Below are 20,367 nucleotides of genomic sequence, written 5' to 3' on the forward strand. Positions count from 1 at the left end.
GCGGAGGTGGCGATCGCCGCCGGTCAGAAGGGGCGGATGGTGACGCCGTTGTCGACCACCAGCTCGGCCCCGTTGACGAAGCGCGATTCATCGGAGGCCAGGAAGACGATCATCGCGGCGACGTCGCGCGGGTGGCCGGGCGTGCCGGGCGGCAGCACGCCGTCGGGAATGTCCTTCACCTGGCCGACGCGCCCCTCCGCCGCCTGCACCATCGGCGTCTCGATCGCGCCCGGGTGCACGGAGTTGCAGCGGATCTTGTAGCCCTTTTCCTGGCACATCACCGCGACCGACTTGGTCATCGCGCGCACCGCGCCCTTGGCGGCGGAATAGGCGAAGAAGATCGGGTAGCCGAGCAGCGCGCCGGTCGACGACATGTTGATGATCGACCCGCCGTCGTTGCGGTTCATCAGCGGGATCGCGTGCTTGCAGCCCAGGAACACGCCGTCGCTCATCACGCTGTTGACCCAGCGATACTGCTCCAGCGTGGTGCCCTCGACATCGGCGTTCAGCACGACGCCGGCATTGTTGACCAGGATGTCGAGCCGGCCGAAGCGCTGTTCGATCTCACCCATCACCCGCTGCCAGTCGTCTTCGGACGCCACGTCGAGCGCCAGCGCGACGGCGCCCTCGCCGATCCGGTCGGCGGTCGCCCGCGCGGTTTCCTGCCGCACGTCGGTTACCACCACCGTCGCGCCTTCCGCCGCCAGCGCCTCGCAATCGGCGGCCCCCAGGCCCGATCCGCCGCCGGTCACCAGCGCCACCTTTCCGTTCACCCGTCCCATCATCTCTCTCCTTCATTGTTGTTGTTAAAATGTCGCGGCCAGCCGGCGGCCCGACTGTCATGGAGCCCTGAATGACAAGCCACCCTGTTGTCGCGATCGACGATCTGCCGGAAGGCACCAACCGCGCCTTCGACGTTGGCGGCCGATCGGTGCTGGTGTGCCGCACCAAATCGGGCGTGTTCGCGGTGGAGAATATGTGCAGCCATGCGCTGGCGCATCTCGAAGGCGGCAAGATGAAGGGCGTCCATCTCTTCTGCCCGCTGCACGGCGTGCGGTTCGACATGCGCACGGGCGAACCCAGCGGCACGCTGACCAAGAAGCCGATCCCCGTCTACCCCGCTCAGGTGGACGGCGGCACCATCATGGTCGACCTGCCTGACGGGTCGTGACGAGCCGATCGGAGCCACCTTTCCCGAAACAGAAAAAAACAAGAATGATTGTTTGTTGACTTGAACTAGGCTCGCATAGGACGAAGCGCAAGCGGCCACCGCGACAAGACTCCATGGAGCAGCGTCGCCGCCCGATCAGGAGAGGAAGCGACGTGGACCAGCCAGTTTTCACCATGGGTGAGATGATCCGATCGGGTGCGGAACGCTGGCCCGACCGGGACGCGCTGATCTTCCCCGACCGCCGCCTCACCTACCAGGAGCTGAACCGGTCGGCGCGCCGCTGGGCAAAGCTGTTCATCGCGCTGGGTGTGGAGCCGGGGCAGAATGTCGGCATCCTGCTGCCGACCTCGCTTGAGTTTATCCAGGCGTTCTACGGCATCGCCATGGCCGGCGGCGTCGCGGTGCCCGTCAACGCGCGGTACCAGGCGCATGAGCTGAGCTACTTGGTCAAGAACGCCGAACTGGTCGTGCTCGTCACCACCGGACAGGTCACCGACAATCTCGATTTCGGTAAGCGGCTGGTGTCCGCGCTGCCCTCGCTGCCGAACGCGACCGACAATCGCCGCCTCGCGATCGACGAGGCGCCGATGCTGCGCAGCGTAATCTGTCTCGACACCGGCTGCGCGCCCTACATGCTGCCGGTGGATCAGGGGCTCGCGTCCGGGGATGCGGTGACGGACGCTGAGGTCGACGCGCGGATCGATGCGGTGGATCCGGAAAGCACCGCGATGATCCTCTACACCTCCGGCACCACCGCCGATCCCAAGGGCGCGATGATCAGCCACCGGGGGCAGATCGGCAACAGCCGCAACCTCGGCAAGCGGTACGAATGTGGGATCGACGATCGCGTCTGGTCGCCGCTCCCCATCTTCCACATCGCAGGCATCCTGCCGATGACGATGGTGCTGGATCTGGGCGGCGCCTACATGACGATCCCGCATTTCGATCCGGGCGTCGCGCTCAAGATGCTGGGGCGGGAACGGGCGAGCGTCGCCTATCCCAGCTTCGTCACGATCATGCAGGACCTGATCACCCATCCCAGCTTTGCGACCACCGACCTGTCGGCGCTGCGCGTCATGAATTCCAACTTCGCGGTGCAGCCGGCGTGGATCAAGGAAGCGGTCGGCGCCGCGATGCCGCACACGATCCAGGTCGGCACCTACGGTCTGACGGAAGCAGCCGGCACGGTGTCCACCAGCCGCCTGTCCGACAGCTACGAGGTCAGGACCGGCCGCTGCGGCGTTCCGCTGGACGATTGGGAGATCCGCATCGTCGATCCGGAAACGGGCGCCGATTGCGGAGCGGGCGAACGCGGCGAGATCGCGCTGCGCGGGCCGCACATGCTGCAGGGTTATTACCGCGCACCGGAAAAGACCGCGGAGTCGATCCGCGACGGCTGGTTCTACACCGGCGACATTGGATCGATCGATGCCGACGGCAACGTCATGTTCCATGGCCGCACGAAGGACATGCTGAAGGTCGGCGGCGAGAATGTCGGCGCGGCCGAGATCGAGGCCATGCTGCAGTCGCATCCGGCGGTGAAACTGGCGCAGGTCGTGGCGCTGCCGGACCCGCGCTATTCCGAAGTGCCGGCGGCGTTCGTAGAGCTGGTCGACCATGCCGGCGCGACGGAGGACGAGCTGATCGCGCACTGCAAGGGCAAGCTCGCCAGCTTCAAGATCCCACGCCATGTGCGCATCGTGAAGAGCTGGCCGATGTCGACATCCAAGATCCAGAAGTTCCGGCTGCGCACCGAGCTGATCGCCGAGCTGGGGCTGGCCGACTGATCGGGGGGCGGGCGACGCTCAGGCCGCCCGCCTGCCCACTAGTCAGGGAAGCGAGCGGAAGAAGCTCAGCTTCATGTCCTCGGCCAGGCATTCCAGGATCGGCGGCACCAGCCGGTCGTGGAAGTCGATCGACATGTGCGCGTCGAAGGCGGCATCGTCCGTGAAGGTCGCCACCACCATGAACAGGTCGGGATCGTCGTCCGACTGCAACAGCTCGTAGACGAGCGCGTCCGGCTCCTGCTCGACCACCAGCGCCTTCAGCTCGACCTGCAGGTCGATGAGGCGCTGCCGCGACTCCGGCTTGCAGCGCAACTCTGCAATGAAGCTCTTCCCGCTCATCGCGCGTCCTCCAGGTCGTAGAGCATTTCGCGCTGATAATGGCCGTCCATGCACTCCATCATCTGGGCGATCAGCGGCTTGTTGTGGTCGTAGTTCATGTGCTGCCGGTCGGCATCTTCGTCCACGAAGGATTCGTACACCGCGAACATGCCGGGCTCTTCCAGCCGGAAGAAGCGGTAGCCGACCGTGCCGGGTTCGCGGTCGACCAGCCCTTCCATCTGCCGCGCCAGCGCGATGAAGTCGTCCGTGCGATCCGGCTTGATCCGGAACCGCGAGAGAAAGCTGAAGGCCATCGGCACCACTCCTCTTAATGAGCGTCCATCCTCAAGACGCCCTTGTCTGTCTTAGACGACGATTGCTGCTGTCTCCTCAAGCACTTTCTTCCTCGGCCAAGTACAGCTGCTGCACCGCAGCAAAACTGCTTGTAAAAAGACAATCATGCCTGATTGAAAAGCAGCGGGAATATGGTAGCCTCATTAAATAAGGACCATCTGATTAGGATGGCCGTTGAGGAGGAGGGGCCTGTGCCTATCGACCGCTTGAAGGCTGGAACCGCGCTTGCGCTCTTGATGGCGAGCGGGGTGGTTGCATCACCCGCGGCGCTCGCGCAGGTCGGTGGCACGCCGGCCGCAGACGCCGTACCGGCGCAGCCCCCGCTCGGCACCGAAACCGCACCCGCGGGCACGGGGCAGACTCCGCAAAGCGGCGATCCGGAGGCGACCAGCCCGGTGGGCGGGCTGGAGGACATCGTCATCACGGCGACGCGGCGCGACTCCGACCTGCAGACCACGCCGATCGCGGTGTCGGCGGTCAGCGCCGATTTCATCCAGCAGGTCAGCCCGCGCGACATCGGCGATCTGGCGGCGTTCGTGCCGAACTTCTCCGCCGGCACGATCACCAACTTCAACGCCGCATCCTTTGCGATGCGCGGCGTGGGCCAGACCAACATCATCGTCTATTTCGAGCCGCCGGTTGCCGTCCTCGTCGACGACTTCGTCGTGCCCAGCGTGCAGACGCAGCTGCTCGACACCTTCGACGTCGATCAGGTGGAGGTGCTGCGCGGCCCGCAGGGCACGCTGTTCGGGAAGAACACGACGGGCGGCGTTGTCACTGTGCGCACCAAGCGCCCGATCCTCGACGAACTGTCGGTGGAGTTCCGCGGCGAAGTGGGCGATTTCGGCACGCGCCAGATCCAGTTCGCGACCAACGTACCGATCATCGGCGACGCCGTCGCGTTCCGCCTGGTCGGCGGCTACGAAAGCAGCGACGGCTTCTACCGAAACGGCGCCTGCTACGGCCCGGTGACCGGCTTTGTGCCCAACAAGTTCAACGGCGCGTCCGGCTGCCTCGACGGCCGGCGGCTGGGCGGGCTCGACGTCTGGCAGGCGCGTGCCAAGCTGCTGGTCGAGCCGGCCGACTGGATCGATGCGCTGTTCCAGTATGAGTGGATCCGTGATCAGTCGGACGTGCTGCCGTCGGTCAACGAAAACGATCGCTACACCGGCGACGGCGTGTTCCTGACCGATCTGCTCGGCGTGATCCGGCCGAACCCGAACAGCTCCGACCCGCTGGACAATGCCGCCGTCACCGACCGGGCGGACGCGCTGATCCGCATGAACCGCGGGCAGCGGATCGACGTCGACGGCTTCTACGCCAACATCAATTTCAACTTCGACATCGGCACGCTGTCGTCCGTGTCCGGCTACCGGTTCCAGCGGTCCCGCCTGCCGAACACCTATCCGGGTGCGGCGCCGTTCGCCGCCGATGGCCAGCCCCTGTCGATCTTCGACGCATCGCGCGACGACGATCGCAAGACCTGGCAGCAGGAACTGCGCTTCGCCAGCGACCTGGACGGCCCCTTCAACTTCGTGGTCGGCGGCTTCTATCAGCGCGAACGGATCGACTTCTGCGTCGCGCAGATCCTGGGATTCCTTGATCTTACCAGCGGACCGCTGCCCTTCGGCAACTGGAACGACACGCCCTATCTGCTGTGCAGCGCGCAGCGCGGCACGTCGAAAGCCGTGTTCGCCGAGGGTACTGTGGAACTGACGCCGACGCTCTCCTTTACCGCGGGCGGGCGCTACACCTGGGAAGACAAGACCTGGTATGGCCGCCAGCAGGTCTTCATCCCGCAGTTGAACGGCGGGTTTGACCCCACCATCAGCATCAACGAGCCGCTCGACGCCAGCGTGTTCAACTTCCCGGCCGGCGTTGTGCGGGTGGATGCGCAGGCGCGCGAGCCCACCTACCGCGCCAGCCTCAGCTGGGAAGCGACGCCCGAGCTGTTCTTCTACGGAACCTACTCGCACGGCTTCAAGGGCGGCGCCTTCAACGACCAGATCGGCGGCTTCGCGGCCTTCGGCACGGATCTCGATGCATTCCGCCAGGCCGCGCAGGCGACCCAGCCGGAACTCGCCGACAGCTTCGAGGTCGGCGTGAAGAGCGAGTTCCTCGACAACCGGCTGCGCTTCAATCTCACCGGCTTCTACGTCCGCTACACCGATCTGCAGAAGCAGCTGAACGTGCCGATCATCGTCAACGGCCAGCCGAACCAGGTGACCTTGTTCGTCAACGCCGCCAGTGCCGACGTGAAGGGCATCGAGGCGGAAGCGACGGCGACGCCGTTCGACGGCTTGGTGCTGCGCGGCGTGCTCGGTTATCAGGACGCGGCGTACAACGAATATGACGCGCCCAATGCCGGGTACGATCTCGCCACCGCGCCGCTGGATCGCGCGCCCGAATGGCAGTGGACGGTCGATGGCACCTACAGCACGGCGATCGCCGACGACTACAAGATCACCTTCAACGGATCAGTCGCCTACACCAGCCGCAACCTGTCCACGCAGGCGATCGACGATCCGCTCGGCAACACCTTCCTGGATGCACGCACGCTTGTGAATGCGTCCATCACGCTTGCCGAAACGGACGACAACTACTTCGTGCGCCTGGTCGGCCGGAACCTGACGGACGAGCGCTACCGCGTCGCGTCGCAGAACGTCGCGGGACTGTGGCTGAACTCCAACTTCGGTGCGCCGCGCTACTTCGGCGTCGAAGCCGGCGTGCGCTTCGGCAGGCAGTGACCGAAAAGGCGGCCGGACAGGATCAGGGGAGATGCCCGTGCAATCGAAACTGATCGGTCTGGCCGCGCTGCTTCTCCTCGGCGGCTGCAACCGTTCGCAGCCCGCCGAGACGACGGCGGCGGTCGCCGACCTCGGGCCGCAAGGCTGGCGCGCGCAGCTGACGGACGGCAGCGACGGGCGTGACTGGCCGGGGTTCGGCCGCACCTATGGCGAGCAGCATTTCAGCCCGCTCGACCAGATCAACGCGGGAAATGTCGGGGAACTCGGCCTCGTCTGGTCGCTGGACCTGCCGGCCGGCAATCCCGCGACCGGCCCGATCGCGGTCGGCGGCGTCATCTATTTCGCGGCCGGCTACAGCGTCATCCGCGCGGTGGACGCCGCCACCGGGCGACTGCTGTGGACCTTCGATCCCAAGGCGCCCGAGGCGTCCGGCCACAAGCTGCGCCAGGGCTGGGGCAGCCGCGGCATCGCCTATTGGAATGGCAAGCTCTACACCGGCACGCAGGACGGCCGGCTGATCGCGGTGGACGCGCGGACCGGACGACAGGTCTGGTCCGCGCAGACCTTCGGACGCGACGAGCAGCGCTTCATCTCCGGGCCTCCGCGCGTGTTCGACGGCAAGGTCATCATCGGCCATGGCGGCGCGGATGCCGCGCCGATCCGCGGCTATGTCACCGCCTATGATGCGGAAAGCGGCCGGCAGCTGTGGCGCTTCCACACCGTGCCCGGCAACCCGGCGGAGGGCTTCGAAAGCCCGGCGATGGAAATGGCCGCAAAGACCTGGTCGGGCGACTGGTGGACCAACGGCGGCGGCGGCACCGTGTGGAACGCCATCACCTATGACGCCGAACAGGACCTGATCCTGCTCGGCACCGGCAACGGCGCGCCGTGGAACCACCAGATCCGCAGCGAAGGCAAGGGCGACAACCTGTTCCTGTGCTCGATCGTCGCGCTGGACGCGAAGACGGGCGCATATCGCTGGCATTACCAGATCAACCCCGGCGAGACCTGGGACTTCAACGCCGCGATGGACATGGAGCTGGCCGATCTCACCATCGACGGGCAGCGGCGCAAGGTGGTGATGACCGCGCCGAAGAACGGGTTCTTCTACGTCATCGACCGCACCAACGGGCGCCTGATCTCCGCCGAGCCGTTCGTGGAGACGACCTGGGCGAAGCGGATCGACCGGGAGACCGGCCGCCCCGTCGAGGAACCGGGCGTCCGCTACACCGAACGGCCGACGACCTTCCGCCCGACGCCGGTCGGCGCGCACAGCTGGCCGCCGATGGCCTTCTCGCCGCAGTCTGGCCTCGTCTACATTCCCGCCATCGACCTCCAGGTGACGTTCGATGCCACCGGCATGACGCGGGAGAATTTCAGCTGGTCGGGCAACATGGGGCTGACCAGCGGCGTCGGATACCGGGTCGAGCCCGGTCCCGGCGACGACACGCAGGGCTATCTCGTCGCCTGGGATCCGATCCGGCAGGAACAGCGCTGGCGCATCCCGATGGCGGGGCACTTCAACGGCGGCGTGATGGCGACCGGTGGCGGGCTGGTGTTCCAGGGGCATCCCGACTCCACCTTCAACGCCTATGACGCGACCACCGGCCGGTCGCTGTGGGAGTTCGATGCGCGCGCCGCCATCGTCGCGCCGCCGATCAGCTACATGGTGAACGGCCGCCAGTATGTGACGGTGATCGCCGGCATGGGGACAAGCGGCGGGCTGTTCGGGCCGATGCTGGAGAAGTTCGGCATCGACTATCGCACGCAGGCACGGCGCGTGCTCACCTTCGCGATCGGCGGTCGCGCCACGCTGCCGCCGAAGACGCCGTACCGCGCGGCCGCGTTCGCCGATCCCGGCTACACGCCGAATGAGCGGATGGCGCGCGCGGGGGAGGCGATCTTCAACGGGCGCTGCGCGGTCTGCCACGGCGGCGCGGCCATTGCCGGCGGCACCGCGCCCGATCTGCGCACCTCCGCGGCGGTCGCCGATCCGGATGCCTTCTGGTCGATCGTGCACGACGGCGCGCTGGTGTCGGCGGGGATGCCGCAGTTCGAGGATCACAACCGCGAACAGCTTGAAAGCGTGCGCGCTTACCTGCGGGAACGCGCGGCGGCGCTGCGGACCTCCGGTGCGCGCCAAGCCGCTCGCTGAGGAAAGGGGGCCCCGCTACATCTCGCGCACGGGATCGCTGCCGTCCCAGTCCCGCGCCGCCAGGCGGATGCGGTCGAACAGGTCGATCATCGACTGTTGCGGCTCGATGACCTCCATCATCGTGCCCTGGCCGTGCGCGTCCGTGTCGAAATAGGCGAAGCGCGACAGCGGCAGCTGCCCTGCCATCGCCACGCCGATGCCGCGCGCCTGCGCCGCCGCCAGCGTCCGGTCCAGGTCGTCGGTGAAGCTGCCGAGATGATGAAGGCCGCTGCGCCCCGCATCCAGGAAGTCGCGGTAGATGGACGGCGCCGTGCCCGGCTGGATCAGCTCGATCATCATGTCGCCGCTGTAGGCGACCGCCACCCCGCCGAAGATGTCGGCGGCCGGATCGACGCGCTCCCCCTTCATCTCCAGCCACTCGAGCGCCAGCGGCAGGCCGAAGCGGTAGAAGGGGCCGACCCCCATTGTGCCGGTCCAGTGCGCCAGCTGCGCCTCCAGATCATCGACCACGAAGGCCAGCTGGAACACGTCTCCCCACAGCTTGCTCATCTTTGATCCATTCTTTTGCAGGCTGCCGGATCAGCATCCTGAATCTTCTTGCCAAACAATCATGCATGTTTTTAACTTGCTGTCGATCCGACGGAAAACGCGGACGCCAGCGCCTGAGGAGAGGCCGATGAACCTGCTCACCAACCTGTGGAAGATCCACACCGGGCAGCAGCATGCATTCAACGATCATGCGCCCGAGATCGACAACGGCACCGCGCGGCCATCGCCGGACCGCTATCATGATCGGGCGTTCGCCAGGCGGGAGTGGGAGCAGGTGTTCGCCAAGAGCTGGCTGCTCGCCTGCCCGCTGTCGGACGTTCGCGAGCCCGGCGACTTCGCCAAGTTCGACATCGGCCCCGAAAGCTTCATCGTCGTCCACACCGACGACGGCACGATCAAGGCGCACTACAATGTCTGCCCGCATCGCGGCAGCCAGCTGGTGCGTGACGATCTGGGCAGCATCGGCCAGTTCACCTGCCCCTTCCACAGCTGGAAGTTCGATCTCGACGGCCACAATGTGGAGGTGACGGATCCGGAAACCTTCCGGCCGGAGGTGCTGTGCCACGACCACGACCTCACCTCCGTCCGCTGCGAGGTGGCGGCCGGGCTCGTCTTCATCTCGATGGATCCCGATATCGGGCCGCTCGCCGACTGGCTGGCGCCCGTGCTGCCGCAGCTGGAGGCCTACCAGATCGACAGCATGTACGTGATCCAGCACCGCCGGTCGGACTGGGGCGCGAACTGGAAGGGCGGGGTGGATGCCTTTGCCGAGATCTACCATCTCCACGCCGTGCATCCGCAGACGCAGTGCCTGATGGATGATCGCACGCAGATCGACCTGTGGCCCGGCGGCCTCAGCCGGCAGTTCGTGCCCTTCGCGCAGCCCAGCCCGCGCTTCGGCGATCAGGAAAGCGTCAATCCCGGCATCGCCATGCTTCTGCAGGACGCCGGCATCGATCCCGCCGGCTTCTCCGGCACCGCGGCGGAGACGCGCCGGGCGATCCAGAATGCCAAGCGCGAACGATCCGACGCGCTCGGCCTCGGTTATGAGCGGTTCAGCGAATCACAGCTGAGCGACTCGGTCGTCTACAGCCTGTTCCCGAACGTGCAGATCGGGTGCCATCCGGAGGCGGTGTTCCTGCACCGCTTCCTGCCGCACCCGAGCGATCCCGACCAGTTCACCTACGACACCTGCATCATGTACCGCCATGTCGACGCGCCCGGTTACTGCGCACCCGCCTGGATGGGCCTGGGCGAGGATGTCGACCTGTCCGGCGAGACGCGCCCGGACGTCGTCCACACCCGGCTGGGCGAGCCGCCCTGCCTGGGCGAGGTGCTCGACCAGGATTCGGAGCTGCTGCCGATCGTGCAGGCGGGTGCCAAGTCGCGCGGGTTCAAGGGCCCCTTGTGGAGCGAGCAGGAAGCGCGCCTCCGCCATTTTCATACCGAGCTCGACCGCCGCATGGCCGCCGGAGACGCGCGATGAACTATGATGCGCGCAGCTGGAAGGTTCATGCCGGGTCTTCGCACGCATTCGACACGGCGGCGCCCCGGATCGACAACGGGTCGCATCGCCCCGATCCGTCGCGCTACACCGATCCCGCCGTCGCCGCCGCCGAATGGGAGCAGGTGTTTGCGAAGACCTGGCTGCTCGCCGGCCCGTCCAGCGACGTGCGCGACGAAGGCGACTGGATGAAGTTCGACATCGGCGTCGAAAGCTTCATCATCGTGCGGCTGGCGAACGGCGGGCTCGCCGCGCACTACAATGTCTGCCCGCACCGCGGCAGCCGGCTGGTGACGGACGACCTCGGCTCGCAGAACAGCTTCACCTGTCCCTTCCACAGCTGGGAGTTCGACCTCGAAGGACACAACATCCAGGTCACCGATCCGGAGACCTTCCGTCCGGAGGTGCTGTGCCACGGCACCGATCTCAGCTCCGTCCGGGTCGAGGAGGCGGCGGGCCTCGTCTTCATCTCGATGAACCCGGACGTCGGCCCGCTTGCCGAGCATCTCGGCGCGATCCTGCCGATGCTCGAAACCTACCGCATCGACGACATGCACGTGATCCAGCATCGCCGGTCGGACTGGGCGGCGAACTGGAAGGGCGGCATCGACGCCTTCTACGAAAGCTATCACCTGCACGCGATCCATCCGCAGACGATGGGCATCATCGACGACCGCACCCACATCGACCTTTATCCCAACGGCATGAGCCGGCAGTTCGTGCCCTTCGCGCAGCCCAACTCGCACTTCGCCGATCAGGAGGGGATCAACCCCGGCATCGCCATGCTGATGAAGGATGCGGGCCTGGACCCCGATGCGTTCGAGGGCGACGCGACGCACAGCCGGGCCGCCATCGCCGCGGCGAAGCGGGATCGCGCTGCGCGCCTCGGCCTCGACTATCAGCGCTTCAGCGATGCGCAGCTGACCGACAGCACCATCTTCGGCATCTTCCCGAACGCGCAGATCGGCTGTCATCCGGAAGCGGTGTTCATGCACCGGTTCAAGCCGCACGCCGACGATCCGGGCCAGTTCACCTACGAAACCACGATCCTCTACAAGCATGTGGACGTCGACGGGTACAACGTGCCCGCCTGGATGGGCCTGTCGGAGGACATCGACGTCACCGGAGAGACACGGCCGGACGTGGTCCACACCGGGCTCGGCGTGCCGCCGGGGATGGGCGAGGTGCTCGACCAGGATTCCGACCTGCTGCCGATCGTGCAGGCGGGGGCGCGGTCGCGCGGCTTCCGCGGCCCGCTCTGGGGGGAGCAGGAAGCGCGGCTCCGGCACTTCCACGTCACGCTCGACCGGTGGCTGGCCCCCCCATCCGCAGGCTGACACCCCGATGACGCGCCGGGTGGGACCGCATGCCCCCGCCCGGCGCGCTCAGATCACCCTGGCTGTTCCACCCGGTTCGCCACCAGGTCGTCCACGACCGCCGGCTCCGCCAGCGTCGACGTATCGCCCAGCGCCTGCGCCGACGTCTCGCCTTCCGCGATCTTGCGGAGGATGCGCCGCATGATCTTGCCGCTGCGCGTCTTCGGCAGCCCGGGCGCGAACTGGATGGCGTCGGGCGTCGCGATCGGGCCGATCTCGCGCCGCACCCACTGGCTCAGCTCCTGACGCAGCGCCTCGTCGCCATCATGCCCGGACGCCAGCGTCACATAGGCGTAGATCCCCTGGCCCTTCACGTCGTGCGGCATGCCGACCACCGCCGCCTCGCTCACCGCCTCGTGGCCGACCAGCGCGGATTCCACCTCTGCCGTGCCCATGCGGTGGCCGGACACGTTGATCACGTCATCCACCCGGCCGGTGATCCACCAGTATCCGTCCGCGTCGCGGCGCGCGCCGTCGCCGGTCGTGTACCTGCCGGGAAAGGTCGTGAAATAGGTCTGGAAGAAGCGTTCCGGATCGCCCCACACGCCGCGCATCTGGCCGGGCCAGGACCGGGTGATCACCAGATTGCCTTCGGCCGGCCCGGACAGCAGCGTGCCGTCGGCGTCCACCAGCTGCGGGTCGACGCCCGGCAGCGGCAGGGTGGCGGATCCCGGCTTCAGGTCGGTCGCGCCGGGCAGGGGCGCGATCATCGCGCCGCCCGTCTCCGTCTGCCACCAGGTGTCGATCACCGGGCAGCGCCCCTCGCCGACGACATGGTGGTACCACCGCCACGCGGCCGGGTTGATCGGCTCGCCAACCGTGCCGAGCAGTTTCAGCGACGCGCGGCTCGTCGCCTTCACCGGCGCGTCGCCCTCCCTCATCAGCGCGCGAAGCGCGGTCGGCGCGGTATAGAGCGTCGTCACCTTGTGGCGGTCGACGACCTGCCACAGCCGTGACGCGTCGGGCCAGTTCGGCACCCCTTCGAACATCAGCGTGGTCGCGCCGTTGGCGAGCGGCCCGTAGACGACATAGCTGTGCCCGGTGACCCAACCGACATCGGCGGCGCACCACCAGATCTCCCCCGGCTTGGGATCGAAGCACAGCGCATGGGTGTAGCTTGCCCACAGCAGATATCCGCCGGTCGTGTGCATCACGCCCTTCGGCTTGCCCGTCGATCCGGAGGTGTAGAGGATGAACAGCGGGTCCTCCGCCTCCATCGGTACCGCCGGGCAGTCGGCGGGGACGTCGGCGGCGGCTTCGTGGTACCAGCGGTCGCGGCCGTCCGTCATCGCGGTCTCCGCGCCCGTCACCCGCACCACGATCATCGCCTTCAGGCTGGGGGCCCTTGCCGCCGCCTCGTCGGCGCTCGCCTTCAGCGGGATGGTCTTGCCGCCGCGCCGGCCTTCGTCGGCGGTGACGAGGACGGTTGATCCGCAATCCTCGATCCGCCCGGCAAGCGCATCCGGCGAGAAGCCGGCGAACACCACCGAATGGATCGCGCCGATCCTGGCGCACGCCAGCATCGCGAACGCCGCTTCCGGCACCATCGGCAGGTAGAGCGTCACGCGGTCGCCCTTGCCGACGCCGGCGCCCTTCAGCACGTTGGCGAAGCGGCAGACCTCCCGGTGCAGCTCGCGATAGCTGATCGCGCGGGGGGCGGCGGCGGGGTCGTCCGGCTCCCACAGGATCGCGGTCTGGTCGCCGCGGGTGGAAAGGTGCCGGTCGATGCAGTTGAGCGTCAGGTTCAGCCGCCCGTCGCGGAACCAGCTGATGTGGAAGTCGTCGGCATTGAAGGACCAGTCGCCGGCGATCTCGGGCCGCTTGATCCAGTCGAGCCGCCGCGCCTGCTCCAGCCAGAAGCTTCCCGGATCGGCCAGCGCCCGGCCGCGCAGGGCGTCTGCGGCGGCAGCGTCCAGCCGGGTGCGCTTGGTCCATTCGGCGGGGGCGGGGTAGCGGGCTTGATCGCTCAAATCTGCGTCTCCTTGGCGATGGCGACCTTGCTTGTGCGGGACGGGGCGATGCCGGGCAAGGGGAGGGAGGCTTGCGCGTTCCGGTTCGAACCGCAAAGAACGGGCGGGAGAGAGGGACGGGGACGATCGCGATGGCGACGAACGCTGTTGAACAGGAAGGCCGCAATCGCGCGGCATCGGGCGGGTGCCATCCCGGCGCGGGCCGCCCGTGACGCCGCCACCCGACATCATGCGCCGGCGGCGCCGCCGCATCAGGATCGGCCTCGTTGTGCTGCTGCTGCTGGTGGCCGCCGGCATCGCGGCCAATTATCTGCGCAGCGCGCGTCAGGCCGCCACCACCGCCATGCCGGCACCGCCCGCCGATCTGGTCACGCCCGCGCAGGCGCTCCGCGCCATGCCGGCGCCCGCCCTTGTCGCGATGGCGCACCGCGCGGCGTTCGGGACCGACGGTGTCGCCGCCGTACCGGGAGAGAAGGGCGGGGAACTCCGCTTCGCGCCCGGTGAGCTCGTCTGGACGGGCGACATGGCCGTGCTGCTCAGCCCCGGCACCAACGCCGATGATTGCCATGCCTGCGCCGGCGCGGTGGCGGTCACCTATCTGCAGCCGCGCGGCGGCGGCTTCGTTGTTCGCGGCAAGTGGCTCGACACCATCGGCGGCAACGGCTTTGGTCAGCCGCCCACGTCATGGTCGGTCCGCACCGACATGGCGCCGGTGCCGGTGGTGGTCGCCACGACCGGGTTCAGCAACCAGGGTTACACCTGCGGCGTGACGACGCTCACGGCGCTGACCCCGGCCGGCCCCGTCCAGTCCGATCCGGTGCCGACCAGCTACTCGAATGCGGGCGCCGTCGATCCGGACAGCGGCCGCACGATGGCGGGCGAGCCCGCGCGCGACCTCGCCGGAGAGATCGTGGATGTGGGCGCCGACGGCTTTGCGGTGAAGGCGGCGGGCACGACGGAGCGCTATCTGCGCCGCGGCGCCCGCTTCGTGCGCGACGGCAGCCCGTCCGCCATGGATTGCGGCGGCGCATGACGGGCCAGCTTCGAGTGGGGGAGGAAAGCCGGATGACCTACGACACCGTGACGCTTGCGATGACGGACGACCGGGTGGCCACCGTCACCCTCAACCGCCCCGACCGGATGAACGCGCTCTCCCCGCAGCTGTTCGACGATGCCACGGCCGCCATCGAACAGGCGGTGGCGGGCGGCGCGGGTGCGGTGGTGCTGACCGGAGCCGGCGGCGCCTTCTGCGCCGGCGCTGACCTCACCGCTGCCGCCGATCCGTCCAAGGTCGGCGACACGCTGGAGCGCTACTATAATCCCTTCACCCGGCTGATCTTCGACCTGCCGGTGCCCGTGGTCACCGCCATCAACGGCCCCGCGGTCGGGGCGGGGCTCGGCATCGCGCTTCTCGGCGACATCAGCATCGCGGCGCGCTCGTCCTATCTGCTGCTCGCCTTTGTCGGGATCGGCCTGGTGCCGGACGCCGGCTCCTCCTGGCTGGTCGCAAAGGCGGTGGGGCGGGCCAAGGCGCTGGAGCTGGCGCTGCTGGGCGACCGCGTGTCTGCCGAGGCAGCGGCCGAGATGGGCCTGGTCACCCGCGTGGTGGACGATGCCGATTGCCTGCCGACGGCGCAGGCGCTCGCGGCCCGGCTGGCGCGCGGGCCCTCGCCGGCGGTGCGCCTGATCCGGCGGCAGATGAATGCCGCGCTCAACCTCGACCTCGATGCCGTGCTGGCGATGGAAGCGCAGCATCAGGGCGAGGCCGGCCGCTCGGCCGACTTCATGGAAGGCGTGACCGCCTTCCTGCAGAAGCGGCCTCCGGCGTTCGGGGGGCAGCACGGATAACGGCGGGAACGGACAGGGGGAGGGCAGACGCATGATCGACGCCGACGACGCCGACGACGGCAGCACCGATGGCCTTGCCTTTCCCAGGTCCTATGACAGCTTCAAGCACACGGCCGGCATCTCCCTCCTGTCCTTGGGCGGCGTGTTCGCCTTTGCCGACGGCAGCGGCATGCGCTTTCCGCCCGCCCAGCTCGTCATCATCCTCAGCTTCATCGCCATTGCCGGCATCACCAGCATCCTCATGACCGGGATGCTCGCCACGCTGGAGATCAAGCCGGAGCCGCGCGCGCTCATGATCCGGCGCATCCGCATGGCGCAGCTGGTGATCGGCTTTTCGCTGTTCGGTGGCCTGGGCGGCTTCACCTTCAACTTCCTTTCCGCGCTGCTGAAGGGGTAGCGCGGCGCGCCCGCCCGCCGCCGGCGGGCTGGACCGGGCGGGGGTGCCTTGGCATGGACGATCCATGACCGAAGCCACTGTTCGCACCGACTGGACCCGCGCCGAGATCGCCGCGCTGTTCGACCTGCCGTTCACCGAACTCGTGTTCCGCGCGGCGGAGGTGCACCGCGCCCACCATGTCGCGGGCGAGGTGCAGCTTTCCACGCTGCTGTCGATCAAGACCGGCGGCTGCCCGGAGGATTGCGGCTATTGCTCGCAATCGGTCCATGCCGACAGCGGCGTGAAGGCCACCCGCCTGATGGACGTGCAGGCGGTGCTGCAGGCCGCCGCCCAGGCCAAGGATCACGGCTCCACCCGCTTCTGCATGGGTGCCGCCTGGCGCAACCCGAAGGATCGCGACATGGACAAGGTCGCAGCGATGGTGGCGGGCGTGAAGGCGATGGGGCTGGAAACCTGCATGACGCTCGGCATGCTGGAGCCGCACCAGGCGCGGCGCCTGGCCGATGCCGGGCTCGATTACTACAACCACAACATCGACACCGCGCCCGAACGCTACGACGCGGTGATCACCACCCGCAGCTTCGCCGATCGCCTGCAGACGCTGGAAACGGTCCGCGCGGCCGGCATCAACGTCTGCTGCGGCGGCATCGTCGGCATGGGGGAAAGCCGGGAGGACCGTGTCGGCTTCGTGCACGCGCTGGCGACGATGGAGCAGCATCCAGAAAGCGTGCCGGTGAACGCGCTGGTGCCGGTCAAGGGCACGGTCCTGGGCGACATGCTGGCCGACACGCCCATGGCCAAGATCGACGATATCGAATTCGTCCGCACGGTCGCTGTGGCGCGCATCACCATGCCGAACAGCATGGTGCGGCTGTCCGCCGGGCGCGAGAGCATGGGGGAGGCCTGCCAGGCGCTCTGCTTCCTTGCCGGCGCCAACTCGATCTTCACGGGCGACAAGCTGCTGACCGCGGCCAATGCCGGCGACGACAAGGATGCGGCCATGCTCGCCCGCCTCGGCATCGTGCCCATGCTCGCGGCCCGGGTCTGCGAACCGGCGGAATAGCGCGCAAGGATCAGAGCGGGCGGTGGAGGAAGCGGTTGAAGCCGCTCTGCCGATACTCGCCGAACGCCTCGCCATCGCGAAAGCCGTGCGCGCGGTAGAGCGCCAGCGCGGGGTCGAAGGCCGGGCCGCTTCCCGTCTCCAGGCTCAGCCTGCTGAGGCCCTCCTGTTCGGCCACGCCGATCATGTGGCGCAGCAGCGCGGCGGCCACGCCCCGGCGCAGATGGTCGGGATGGGTCCGCATCGACTTGATCTCGCCCGCGCGGTCGCCCATCCGCCGCAGCGCGCCGATCCCTGCCACGGCGTCTCCGATCCATGCGCTCCACAGCGTCACGCCCGGCGCGCGCAGCCCCGACAGGTCGAGCGCGAAGACCTGTCCCGGCGGAGAATCCGCATGCATCCCGGCCAGGTGCAGGCGCAGCAGGTCGCGCGCGGCGGCACTGCCGAGATCGTCCTCGCGGATGCGGATCGTCAGGCGATCCACAGCCGGATGAACCAGGCGACCACGCCCAGCACGGCGACGCTCATCGCCCAGATCGCGGCCATCCAGCCGAGCCGCTTCCACAAGGGCTGCAGAGGCTGCTCACCCGTCATCAGTGATAGCCTTCTTCCGCCACCTTGCCACGGAACACCCAGTAGGACCACGCGGTATAGGCCAGAATGATCGGCACCAGCACCGCCGTCCCCGCCAGCATGAACAGCTGGGAGGATTCAGGCGCGGCCGCGTCCCAGATCGACAGCCGTCCCGGAATCACGTCGGGCCAGATCGAGATGCCGAGGCCCACGAAGCAGAGCGCATAGAGCGCCAGCGTCCACAGGAACGGGTGCGCGTCGTTGTCGCGCCGCAGGCTCCGCCAGCCGAACCAGGCGACGGCCGCCACCAGGATCGGCATCGGCAGCGTCACGGCCAGGCCCGGCCAGACGAACCAGCGCTGGTAATATTGCCCTTCCAGGAAGGGGGTGGACAGGCTGACCAGCCCGATCGCCACCAGCGTCAGGGGGAGCACGATGCTCCCCAGCCGGCGCGCATCGTCGCGCGTGCGGCCTTCGGTCTTGGCGATCAGCCATCCGGCGCCCAGCAGCGCGTAGGCGAGGACGACACTGACGCCGGTCAGGATGGAAAAGGGGCTGAGCCACTCCCACCACCCGCCGGCATAGGCGCGCCCCTCGATCGAGATGCCCTGGAGAAGCGCACCCAGCACCACGCCTTGCGCAAAGGCCGCAAGGAAGGATCCGAGGCAGAAGCCCAGGTCCCAGGCCCGCCTGTGCTTCGGATCGCGCCAGCGGAACTCGAACGCGACGCCGCGAAAGACGAGGCCGAGCAGCATGGCGATCAGCGGCGCATACACGGCCGGCAGCACGATCGCGTAGGCAAGCGGGAAGGCGGCGAACAATCCCCCGCCGCCCAGCACCAGCCAGGTTTCGTTGCCGTCCCACACCGGCGCGATCGCGTTCATGGCCGCGTCGCGCTCGCTCCCGACGCGAAAGCCCGGAAACAGGATGCCGATGCCCAGGTCGAACCCGTCCGCCACGACGTAGAAGGCGACGGCAAAGGCGATGATCCCGGCCCAGGCGACCGTCAGGTCCATCCGTGCGCCCCCTCCGTCCGGTCGGGCCGCTGGTCGGACCTGCCGCTTCCGCCGACCGCGGCGATGCCGGTGTGCCCGGCCGTGCGGATCGGCGCGTTGGCGGGCTCCGGCTCGCCGGGCTCCGCGCCCTTGGCCATCAGCTTCAGGAGGTACCAGGTGCCAAAGCCGAACACGGTGAAATAGACGATCACGAAGGCCGTCAGCGACGATGCCACCGCCGGCGCGTCCAGTGGGGCCACGCTGTCGCGGGTCATCAGCACGTTGTAGACGGTAAAGGGCTGCCGGCCGACCTCCGTCGTGATCCACCCGGCGATCACCGCGATAAAGCCCGTCGGGCCCATCACCAGGGCGAAGCGATGCAGCAGCGGCCAGTCGTACAGCCGCCCGCGAAAGCGCGCGAACAGGCTGAACAGCCCCAGCGCCAGCATCAGGAAGCCCAAGCCCACCATGACCCGGAACGACCAGAACACGACCGACACCGGCGGCTCGCGGTTGTCGGGAATGGTGTCCAGCCCGGCAAGCGGCGCGTCCAGGTCGTGCTTCAGGATGAGCGAGGACAGCTTGGGGACCTCGATCGCATAGTCGATCCGCTTCTCCTCCGGGTTCGGGATGCCGAACAGGATCAGCGGTGCGCCGCTGGGATGGCTGTCATAATGGCCTTCCATCGCCATCACCTTGGCGGGCTGGTGCTCCAGCGTGTTCAGGCCGTGCTCGTCCCCGGCGTAGATCTGAATGGGCGTCACCAGCGCGGCCATCCACATCGCCATGGAGAACATCTTGCGGGCGTGCGGGTCCGCGCGGTCCTTCAGCAGGTGCCACGCGCCGACCGCGCCGACCACCAGCGCGGTGGTCAGGTAGGCCGCGATCACGGTGTGGACCAGGCGATAGGGGAAGCTGGGGTTGAAGATGATGTTCAGCCAGCTTCCAGCCGGCACCAGCTGCCCCTCTGCGTTGGTGGCAAAGCCGGTCGGCGTGTGCATCCAGCTGTTCACCGACAGGATCCAGAAGGCCGAGATGAAGGTGCCGATCGCCACCATGCAGGTCGCCGCGAAGTGAAGCCGCGGCCCCACCTTCTTCATCCCGAACAGCATCACGCCCAGGAAGCCCGCCTCCAGGAAGAAGGCGGTCAGCACCTCATAGGCCATCAGCGGGCCGATCACCGGGCCCGCCTTGTCCGAGAACACCGACCAGTTGGTGCCGAACTGGTACGACATGACGATGCCGGACACGACGCCCATCGCGAACGCCACGGCGAAGATCTTCAGCCAGTAGCGGTAGAGGTCGATGTAGAGCGACTTGCCGGTCTTCAGCCACAACCCTTCCAAAACCGCCAGGTAGCTGGCGAGGCCGATGGAAAAGGCAGGAAAGATGAAGTGGAAACTGACGGTGAAGGCGAACTGGATCCGCGCGAGCAACAGGGCAAGGTCACCGTCGGGCATGCCCGCCAGATAGGAGCCGCGACCGCGCCTTTCCAGCGCCGCCGCCCGCCTGTTCCTTGCAAAGTTTTTCGCGCCGGTTGCAGGTTTCGAAACTGCCTGCTGC

At 67.8% G+C, this 20,367-nt stretch carries 19 protein-coding genes; 10 read left to right on the forward strand and 9 right to left on the reverse strand.

All coding sequences use genetic code 11. The features are described 5' to 3' along the window. Nucleotides 1-23: 23 nt before the first annotated feature. Nucleotides 24-782, reverse strand: coding sequence for an SDR family oxidoreductase (locus GGR88_RS01900; RefSeq protein WP_167954288.1), 759 nt, complete (start codon nucleotides 780-782; stop codon nucleotides 24-26). A 71-nt stretch (nucleotides 783-853) separates the two neighbouring features. Between GGR88_RS01900 and GGR88_RS01905 the strand changes: the two genes are divergently transcribed. Continuing rightward, nucleotides 854-1,171, forward strand: coding sequence for a Rieske (2Fe-2S) protein (locus GGR88_RS01905; protein ID WP_167952446.1), 318 nt, complete (start codon nucleotides 854-856; stop codon nucleotides 1,169-1,171). Nucleotides 1,172-1,323: 152 nt separating this feature from the next. Next, a complete protein-coding gene (locus GGR88_RS01910; protein ID WP_167952449.1) occupies nucleotides 1,324-2,958 on the forward strand; it encodes an AMP-binding protein in 1,635 nt (544 codons plus the stop codon). Between the two features lie 42 nt (nucleotides 2,959-3,000). Here the strand turns inward: GGR88_RS01910 and GGR88_RS01915 are convergent, their stop codons facing one another. Next, nucleotides 3,001-3,297: a putative quinol monooxygenase gene (locus tag GGR88_RS01915; RefSeq protein WP_167952451.1), complete on the reverse strand. Its 297-nt coding sequence runs from the start codon at nucleotides 3,295-3,297 to the stop codon at nucleotides 3,001-3,003. Next, on the reverse strand, nucleotides 3,294-3,590 hold the full coding sequence (locus GGR88_RS01920) for a putative quinol monooxygenase (protein WP_167952453.1): 297 nt from the start codon (nucleotides 3,588-3,590) through the stop codon (nucleotides 3,294-3,296). The genes GGR88_RS01915 and GGR88_RS01920 overlap by 4 nt, the downstream gene beginning before the upstream one ends. A gap of 231 nt (nucleotides 3,591-3,821) precedes the next feature. Here GGR88_RS01920 and GGR88_RS01925 point away from each other — a divergent pair, with 231 nt between their 5' ends. Together GGR88_RS01925 and GGR88_RS01930 are read left to right on the forward strand one after the other, a co-directional pair. Further along, entirely contained in the window at nucleotides 3,822-6,377 is a 2,556-nt protein-coding gene (locus tag GGR88_RS01925) for a TonB-dependent receptor (RefSeq protein ID WP_342449694.1), read from the forward strand. Between the two features lie 37 nt (nucleotides 6,378-6,414). Beyond that, nucleotides 6,415-8,532 carry a PQQ-dependent dehydrogenase, methanol/ethanol family gene (locus GGR88_RS01930; protein WP_342449695.1) on the forward strand — a complete coding sequence of 706 codons (2,118 nt, stop codon included), beginning with the start codon at nucleotides 6,415-6,417 and terminating at the stop codon, nucleotides 8,530-8,532. 15 nt (nucleotides 8,533-8,547) lie between these two features. Here GGR88_RS01930 and GGR88_RS01935 read toward each other — a convergent pair whose 3' ends face one another. Beyond that, nucleotides 8,548-9,081 carry a VOC family protein gene (locus GGR88_RS01935; protein ID WP_167952457.1) on the reverse strand — a complete coding sequence of 178 codons (534 nt, stop codon included), beginning with the start codon at nucleotides 9,079-9,081 and terminating at the stop codon, nucleotides 8,548-8,550. Between the two features lie 127 nt (nucleotides 9,082-9,208). Between GGR88_RS01935 and GGR88_RS01940 the strand changes: the two genes are divergently transcribed. After that, nucleotides 9,209-10,567 (forward strand): aromatic ring-hydroxylating oxygenase subunit alpha, encoded by a 1,359-nt coding sequence (locus GGR88_RS01940; protein ID WP_167952459.1) that lies wholly within the window; start codon nucleotides 9,209-9,211, stop codon nucleotides 10,565-10,567. Then, entirely contained in the window at nucleotides 10,564-11,922 is a 1,359-nt protein-coding gene (locus tag GGR88_RS01945; protein WP_167952462.1) for an aromatic ring-hydroxylating oxygenase subunit alpha, read from the forward strand. The genes GGR88_RS01940 and GGR88_RS01945 overlap by 4 nt, the downstream gene beginning before the upstream one ends. A 53-nt stretch (nucleotides 11,923-11,975) precedes the next feature. Here GGR88_RS01945 and acs read toward each other — a convergent pair whose 3' ends face one another. After that, complete coding sequence (acs, locus tag GGR88_RS01950) at nucleotides 11,976-13,931, reverse strand: acetate--CoA ligase (RefSeq protein ID WP_209023173.1); 1,956 nt, start codon at nucleotides 13,929-13,931, stop codon at nucleotides 11,976-11,978. Between the two features lie 208 nt (nucleotides 13,932-14,139). On the opposite strand from acs, the gene GGR88_RS01955 reads away from it, so the two are divergent. From GGR88_RS01955 to bioB, 4 genes are all read left to right on the forward strand, one after another. Next, complete coding sequence (locus tag GGR88_RS01955; protein ID WP_167951672.1) at nucleotides 14,140-14,964, forward strand: hypothetical protein; 825 nt, start codon at nucleotides 14,140-14,142, stop codon at nucleotides 14,962-14,964. Between the two features lie 32 nt (nucleotides 14,965-14,996). After that, nucleotides 14,997-15,779: an enoyl-CoA hydratase-related protein gene (locus GGR88_RS01960; protein ID WP_167952464.1), complete on the forward strand. Its 783-nt coding sequence runs from the start codon at nucleotides 14,997-14,999 to the stop codon at nucleotides 15,777-15,779. Between the two features lie 31 nt (nucleotides 15,780-15,810). Continuing rightward, a complete protein-coding gene (locus tag GGR88_RS01965; RefSeq protein ID WP_167952466.1) occupies nucleotides 15,811-16,176 on the forward strand; it encodes a hypothetical protein in 366 nt (121 codons plus the stop codon). Nucleotides 16,177-16,240: 64 nt separating this feature from the next. Continuing rightward, complete coding sequence (bioB, locus tag GGR88_RS01970; RefSeq protein ID WP_167952468.1) at nucleotides 16,241-17,239, forward strand: biotin synthase BioB; 999 nt, start codon at nucleotides 16,241-16,243, stop codon at nucleotides 17,237-17,239. A 10-nt stretch (nucleotides 17,240-17,249) separates the two neighbouring features. On the opposite strand, the gene GGR88_RS01975 is transcribed toward bioB, so the two are convergent. From GGR88_RS01975 to GGR88_RS01990, 4 genes are read right to left on the reverse strand one after another with little or no spacing between them, the layout of a single operon-like run. Then, nucleotides 17,250-17,720, reverse strand: coding sequence for a GNAT family N-acetyltransferase (locus GGR88_RS01975; protein ID WP_342449696.1), 471 nt, complete (start codon nucleotides 17,718-17,720; stop codon nucleotides 17,250-17,252). Beyond that, entirely contained in the window at nucleotides 17,708-17,830 is a 123-nt protein-coding gene (locus tag GGR88_RS01980; protein WP_209023174.1) for a DUF2474 domain-containing protein, read from the reverse strand. The genes GGR88_RS01975 and GGR88_RS01980 overlap by 13 nt, the downstream gene beginning before the upstream one ends. Next, on the reverse strand, nucleotides 17,830-18,825 hold the full coding sequence (cydB, locus tag GGR88_RS01985; RefSeq protein ID WP_167952470.1) for a cytochrome d ubiquinol oxidase subunit II: 996 nt from the start codon (nucleotides 18,823-18,825) through the stop codon (nucleotides 17,830-17,832). Before cydB ends, GGR88_RS01980 begins: the two co-directional genes overlap by 1 nt. Beyond that, nucleotides 18,816-20,264 (reverse strand): cytochrome ubiquinol oxidase subunit I, encoded by a 1,449-nt coding sequence (locus GGR88_RS01990; RefSeq protein WP_167952472.1) that lies wholly within the window; start codon nucleotides 20,262-20,264, stop codon nucleotides 18,816-18,818. Before GGR88_RS01990 ends, cydB begins: the two co-directional genes overlap by 10 nt. Between the last annotated feature and the right edge of the window lie 103 nt (nucleotides 20,265-20,367).

Origin of the sequence: Sphingomonas jejuensis (assembly GCF_011927695.1) — a bacterium.
GTDB lineage: Bacteria > Pseudomonadota > Alphaproteobacteria > Sphingomonadales > Sphingomonadaceae > Sphingomonas_K > Sphingomonas_K jejuensis.